Annotated in this window: 5 protein-coding genes and 3 pseudogenes; 1 reads left to right on the top strand and 7 read right to left on the bottom strand. The window is 43.0% G+C overall.

The genetic code is table 11. The features are described 5' to 3' along the window. Positions 1 to 200 precede the first annotated feature (200 nt). The 6 genes and pseudogenes from mdcH to IQ211_RS09020 form a co-directional block, all read right to left on the bottom strand. Positions 201 to 1,145 (bottom strand): annotated as a pseudogene (gene mdcH, locus IQ211_RS09045) (malonate decarboxylase subunit epsilon). Between the two features lie 13 nt (positions 1,146 to 1,158). After that, the gene (locus IQ211_RS09040) at positions 1,159 to 1,779 is read right to left on the bottom strand and encodes a malonate decarboxylase holo-ACP synthase (protein WP_189759973.1); all 621 of its coding nucleotides are present in this window, start codon (positions 1,777 to 1,779) and stop codon (positions 1,159 to 1,161) included. Positions 1,780 to 1,823: 44 nt separating this feature from the next. Then, positions 1,824 to 2,620 (bottom strand): annotated as a pseudogene (gene mdcE, locus IQ211_RS09035) (biotin-independent malonate decarboxylase subunit gamma). Next, positions 2,617 to 2,763, bottom strand: a complete 147-nt coding sequence (locus IQ211_RS09030) for a hypothetical protein (RefSeq protein ID WP_189759972.1) — start codon at positions 2,761 to 2,763, stop codon at positions 2,617 to 2,619. The pseudogene mdcE and the gene IQ211_RS09030 overlap by 4 nt, the downstream one beginning before the upstream one ends. A gap of 88 nt (positions 2,764 to 2,851) precedes the next feature. Beyond that, positions 2,852 to 3,589, bottom strand: a pseudogene (locus tag IQ211_RS09025) (malonate decarboxylase subunit alpha); the annotation flags it as partial. A gap of 35 nt (positions 3,590 to 3,624) precedes the next feature. Then, positions 3,625 to 4,626: a linear amide C-N hydrolase gene (locus tag IQ211_RS09020; protein WP_189759970.1), complete on the bottom strand. Its 1,002-nt coding sequence runs from the start codon at positions 4,624 to 4,626 to the stop codon at positions 3,625 to 3,627. A 257-nt stretch (positions 4,627 to 4,883) separates the two neighbouring features. Between IQ211_RS09020 and IQ211_RS20325 the strand changes: the two genes are divergently transcribed. After that, on the top strand, positions 4,884 to 5,150 hold the full coding sequence (locus tag IQ211_RS20325) for a hypothetical protein (RefSeq protein ID WP_455570258.1): 267 nt from the start codon (positions 4,884 to 4,886) through the stop codon (positions 5,148 to 5,150). A gap of 188 nt (positions 5,151 to 5,338) precedes the next feature. Here the strand turns inward: IQ211_RS20325 and flgL are convergent, their stop codons facing one another. Beyond that, positions 5,339 to 6,301: a flagellar hook-associated protein FlgL gene (gene flgL / locus IQ211_RS09010; RefSeq protein ID WP_189759969.1), complete on the bottom strand. Its 963-nt coding sequence runs from the start codon at positions 6,299 to 6,301 to the stop codon at positions 5,339 to 5,341. Positions 6,302 to 6,306 lie beyond the last annotated feature (5 nt).

The following is a 6,306-nucleotide window of genomic DNA, read 5'->3' as shown; positions in this document are numbered from 1 at the left end:
CAATGTTGTTGTTTTTCAGTCAGTGTCATGGTGTTTTTTCCTTTATCAGAAGAAAACACACTATGACAAAAGATTAATTCATCGGGTATGTGGGGTTAATTGGGCGGTTACGGTGGAAGCAAATGCCGCTATCTTATAAAAGAGCCTGATCAAATCCCATCAACCAGTTCTTAGACCAGATAATAGTCATAATAACTTTTTTATATCAACTTCTTATAATACTTTTTAACCAACTCCTCAACTAATGGTATGCCGCTCTGACAAACAGAAATTGCCTCTCCCTGTTCCTGTTGTTTCATTATCGATGACGCTAATCCTGTCAGCATTGTACCGGGTGGTAACTCAACCGCTAAACGTACATTACGCTCATAAGCAGAAATCATTGCTTCATGCCATCGGACAGGATTAGCCATATTACAGGCCAAATCGCGTCGGATATGCATTGGTTGCCACCAAACCCGGCCATTATTTCCACTTAAATAGGCGATGTTCGGACGTTGAACGTCAACCTTTAATAATGCCTGATAAAGCACTTCAGCAGCACGATTGAGCAACAGGCAGTGTGAAGGGACACTAACGGCCAATCGCTGGATTTTTCTTGCTCCCTGCTCCTTGGCCAACTGTAAAACGCTATCCATCGCACTATTTTTACCCGCAATCACCATTTGATCTTCCGAATTGATATTCGCCAGATAAACAGGAGCTTCAGCGGTAGTAATTTTGTCGATCAGTTGATTAACCTGATATTCGGTTAATCCTGTGATAGCAGAAAGACCATAACCTTGCGGATAGGCTTTCTCCATGAGTTGTCCTCTCAATGAAACAAGCCTTACCGCATCCTGATAATCCAAAGCCCCGGCAATCACTGCCGCTGGGAATGCGCCAATGGAAAGACCACAGGTAAAATCAGGATTGATCCCTCTAGCTATTAATTCACGCGCATAAGCAACACCAGTAATTAATAGCGATAATTGTACTGCTTGAGTAGATCTTAACGCCTCTGTACTATCCAGATTTAAACAAGAATAGTGTAAGATAGCGTTCGTCTGCTGAATGAGTTATTGTGTCAACTCAGTTTGCGGTAACTGATGTAACATGCCAGCGCGTTGAGTGCCTTGCCCAGGAAAAGTAAAAATGATTTTCATTGGCTATTTCCTATCAGAGATGCCAGGGATCATCAACCAGTAATGGGCCTCTATTGGTTTTTAATAACACCTTTTTTGGGCTATTTTTCGTCTGTTCCCACTCAGTCAAAGAGCAACCGCCATAAGGCGTTTCCAGTTGAATATCTACTCGACAAGGTAAATAAGGTAGTAAGTCGGATAATATTGTTAACAAAGAATTCGTCAGTTTGATCTCACAGCGAATAACAATATCAAGGTCGCTATTCTGTCTGACATAATTAATGCCTGTTGCCAGTGAGTAGCCACAGCTTCCTGTTACTCCCCAAGGTAATGTTATGCTTATACTGCATAGTTCTTTTAATGCCAGAAAAACTGGATAGGATGTAAAGACGATAGGAGCTTGAATCAGATGTTCAGGGGGGATCACTCGCTTAACAGATGTTTTGTGAACCCAGGATGCCACACGTTGGTTACGATCATTGCCGCGAATGCCGATGGGTATCAGCCTGGTATCTGATGACCAATCACGCCGAACGACTAAGGGTAATTCACGGTGCCATTGTGTTTTTACCCACGGAGGAAACATGTCATAGCCGGACATTTCCTGAAGATCATGAATCCATAGCAAATCATGAGCGCGATATTGGTATTCCATCAGAACTCCTTTCACTGAATGATATGGATATTACGGTTTAGTCATTACCACTGTTTGCGCATTAACTCACGCACGTGTTTTGAACTTACCCGATTTTCACCGTTCAGACGCCCTGTTAAATCAACTCCCTGCTGACGAGCCTGTTCTATTTCATGATCCAGTGCAGAAATCACCAGCCGGATATCGTGTTCGGTAGCATTATCCGGATTGCTTATTTTCAATAGTTGAGAAAGTAAGCCCAATGTTGCATAACTATTAATATCATAAGCCATTGGCGGAATGGTTTCGGTTAGTTTTTCAAGCGCATCAATAGAGCGTAAGGTAATTCTTGCCGCTGCTGCTTTGCCCATTGCATGGATCATTACCGCGTTATCATCAAAGGCGATAAGTCGGTTTGCCTGATATCCATGAGCCAGAAAAGCACCAGACATCGCTTTACCAATAATCGGATGCCTGTTCAGGCGTGCTTTGGCATAAGCCGCAACCGCGCTTGCAAGCGCCTGATGAATGCCCAGTCCCTCTTCCCGTCGACCATACGCCTGACCAGGGACATCAATAATGGCAATAATAGGACGTTTTACTTTCTGCGTACTATCCTGAGCAACAATGTCATGAATAACCTGCCTAATCCCCATCCTTCCAGCAAACCCACTTCTCCCTCTCTCGCACGGGGATAAGGATTATTTTCATCTTTGATCACTGTAATAAAACTGACTTTTTCGTGATGTAATATCCCTTCAGCGATTTTTATTGATGCAACAGGTGTGGGTGGAGTATCCATATCTTGAGTGAGCAGTTCGAACCAGTAACGACCTCGATTTCCCTGACTTTGACTCTTCATGGCTTATTCCCCGTAATGGCCTTACGTTTTTCATCAGAAGCCAGTAATGCTTCGATTTTCGGTCTATCGATCTGTTGATGACTATCAACATTACGTAAGACAGCCAGAAATTCATCAAAACGATCTGAGCGATGTGTTTTCACAATCCCCTGATGAATAAAATTAATGACCTGATGCCGAATCTGTCCAATATCATCTTCAATAAGTGCATCAACAAAACCGGTTTTATATCGAATAAATGCCCTTGATAGCCATCATACCCATCAGAATATGAAGGGGTTTTATCAATCGGGGATCACGGGTAAATAACGGTTCAATGAAGAAAGGCTTATCTGCGACCACAATAAAATCAATCCATGATCCTGGAATATCAACACGTGGCAGGTCAGATTCATCGTCGACCAATTCGTTAATTTGAGCAATAACGATACCGTTTTTGAATGCAGTGGCTTCTACCAGAGGTGGGGTATCTTCTGTACTGGGGCCAGTATAGAGATTTCCATGTCGGTCAGCTTTATAGGCAGCGACTAATGCGACATTGGGCACTAAATCGACAAATAACCGTGAATAAAGCTCGATATAAGTATGAATAGCGCCAATTTCTAATGCACCGTCTTCCAGCAGTTGTGATAAACGTAAGCTCTGTGGTCCAGAGAATGACAGCTCCAACTGACTGGCGATCCCTTGTTCAAATAAATCCAGATGTTCAGGCAGGCTGACGCTTGGAATGATCATATGTAGATCATGAATCTTGTTTGCATTCATCTTACTTAATGAACGTGCTAAAAAGTCGGCCTGCTTTTGGTTATTTCCCTCTAAGACGACTCGGTCACCGGGATGTAGGAGTATTTCTAACATATCAACAAATTGATCAGTGGGGAGAACTTTACCTTGGACAGGAACCGATGATAAACGGCGTTGCTTTTCCATTCGGCGCGTATCCCACTCCCGGACCGAAGAGTGTCCCATATTCACTTAACCTCCCGATTCAGAAGATCTTCAGCTTATTTGGCATGGGCGAGAATATTGCCTTCCCAACCGGCTTGAGCGTAATCATTCAGGTGTGTGATTTTTCGTACAGGTTGTGTCTGACTAAAGTCAATCTCATGCAGAGAAACCCAGACCTGAGAAGCTGCAAAAGTGGATTTAAAGTGATATTCACCATGACTGAGGTCAGAAATAGTCATCCAGTAAGTACCCACACCTTTGTTTTGTTCTGGGCGCTGACTGTATTTTATGTACATATCGGTAACATGTTGTTCTTCGATTTCTGCCGGGGAACCGATGGGGTAAGACACATTATTGATGACAGATAAAATAAAACCCTCAGCCTGATTTTTATTATCTGGTTGCGGGATATGCTTTAAGTAGTAACTGGCGCGTACCAAACGGACATCTGCTTGCAGTCCACCGGGCAGTTCTTCACGTTTAACATGATGGAATTTCGACAGATTTTTCAGTTGTTGATCGTATGACGGCGGATTGGTCATGACACGGTAATTTTGATCATGATAGATATTTACCTTACCGTCATCAATTTCTATGATGGCTGAATCACCGCTAAGGTCTTCAATAGCGATATGTTTGGTATCAGACGCATAATCAATAGGCAGATGAACGGCGACTAATCTGACATCCTGTCTAATTGCACTGACCACCTGAGTAACAGAAGTATAATTATCCAGAATATAACTGACCCAAGCCCGGCTCTCGATAACCGGTTTATCCTGATTATCTTGTTGCTCTTGTTTCCCATTCATATAAAACAGCGTATGCGCTGCCAGTCCTTTTTCATTCATGCCATCCATCGGAAATATGCCATTAGCATAAATCACAACACTGCCATATTGTGTTTTCCACTGAGCCGCGTTTTTAGCATGACCGCCATGACGGGCAACGCCACGAGGCGTAATAATCAAAGCAGGGTCAACAGGCCCAAAAAAATCTAACGTGCGGGCACTGACCATATATTTGGGATACATATTCATAAAAATACGGGTACACATGCTTGTTCCTTACCATTCGTAAATGGTGTTATGATGAAGGCAATGTGTTTTGACACTGTCATGTGATAACAACAAATGATCCAGTAAGTTCCCATCAATCTCACTCAGGCAGAGTCAAGTTTCAACCGACACTTATTCAACCTGAATTCTGGATAAGAAATTGACGCTGGGCCTGTTCCAGAAGCAAAGTTTTGGTGCCACCAAAAACCGCTCCGAGGAGGAACAAGCTATGAACAAGTTAGTTGAAATTTTCTGTGATGTCGATAATTTCTGCTGTTTTTTCATCCCTCAGTGGCAGTAATTGTCGCATTATCGTGATTTTAAACATTTTTATCTGGACCATATCTGGAAATATCACCACAAAGATCTTCCCTCCTTGCTCAGTTATCCATGGTGCCCGCGCGATGAGGCAGGGCGTACAAAAACGGGATGATCCTTTAGGCGAGTGGCTAAAAGCGCTGATTACCCGATGTAGCGCCATGAAAGCGGTGGTTGCTTTAGCTAACAAGCTGACCATTAGTTGAATTAAATAAATTGAAACAGACGCTTTACCCGCCTCTTCCTGAAGAGAAACTTCTGGGGGAAATCATTCGCCAATCTACAGCCTAAATAAGCCCTTGTTTTTCCTAATTTAATGGAAAAACAAGGGCTATATCAGTGAGGTAAGAAAATAAAACTGCAACCTGAAAAGTTGGAAATAGACCAAGCTTAATTAACGATACATCTCAAACAAAGACATACCTTTTAAATCAGAAAAAGCTTTATAGGAAGCCTGTAATGCAGCCTGTTCCTGAAGATAGCTGGAAATGGTGGAGAGAACATCCGCATCGACTAATTCCCCCATACGAACTTTATTGGCTATGCTGCGTTCACTGGCTAACGCATCCAGTTGCTCCATTTCCTGAAGCTGTAGCCCTAACACGGCTTGCGCCGAGGATAAGTTATTCAAGCTGTTACGTATTCCTCGGTTAGCCTTGTCAATTTGCTTCAGTGATTCCTCTTTTTCTGTTGCGCTGGCATCCGTAAATGGCTTTTTAAGCGCCTCAATAGCAAAATCAATAGACGCAAAAATATCGGATTCACTTGCGCTGCCATCAGGCTCTTTAATCGGGTTGGACGTTGCCGATAAAAAGACTTTTTCCCCAGTATGGGCAATAACCATGGAACGATTGTCATCCACCCTTTGGCTTATCGCTTCATATCCACCTTTGTAGTGAACTTTTCCACTGCCATCCGCTGCAAAAGGTGGAACATCCGTCTTATAACCGGCAAAAATATAGCGGCCATTACCATCGGTTTTGTTCCCAAGGTTCAGCAATTGCTGTTTAAGCCCATCTAATTGCTGGGCATAAGACTCACGATCATGATCGCTCTGTGCACTCGCCGCCGCGACTAATGTTTCTAAAACATTATGTGTCACCGAGACAACACCATCGATAGTGCTCAATTGGGTTGACATCGTGTTTTTGGCAAAGATACGAGCCGTCACAAATTGCTGATTCTTCGCCTCAGATTGAGCAACCATAATATTCTGTGAAGCAGCCAACGGATCATCAGAGGGTTTGATAACACGTTTCCCACTGGATAACTGTTCACCATATTGCATCCATTTAGCCTGGGAACCAAAAACCCCATTCATTTTCTGGCTGTATAAAAGATTCGTACTTACACGCACAATAT

Source organism: Xenorhabdus griffiniae, assembly GCF_015163655.1.
GTDB classification, from domain to species: domain Bacteria; phylum Pseudomonadota; class Gammaproteobacteria; order Enterobacterales; family Enterobacteriaceae; genus Xenorhabdus; species Xenorhabdus griffiniae.
This window is presented reverse-complemented; position numbering and strand designations above follow the sequence as displayed.

Bases quoted from the DNA above. Each gene is read 5' to 3' on its own strand.
- IQ211_RS09040 (WP_189759973.1), bottom strand. From the start codon at position 1,779: ATGGAATACCAATATCGCGCTCATGATTTGCTATGGATTCATGATCTT.
- IQ211_RS09020 (WP_189759970.1), bottom strand. From the start codon at position 4,626: ATGTGTACCCGTATTTTTATGAATATGTATCCCAAATATATGGTCAGT.
- IQ211_RS20325 (WP_455570258.1), top strand. From the start codon at position 4,884: ATGTCGATAATTTCTGCTGTTTTTTCATCCCTCAGTGGCAGTAATTGT.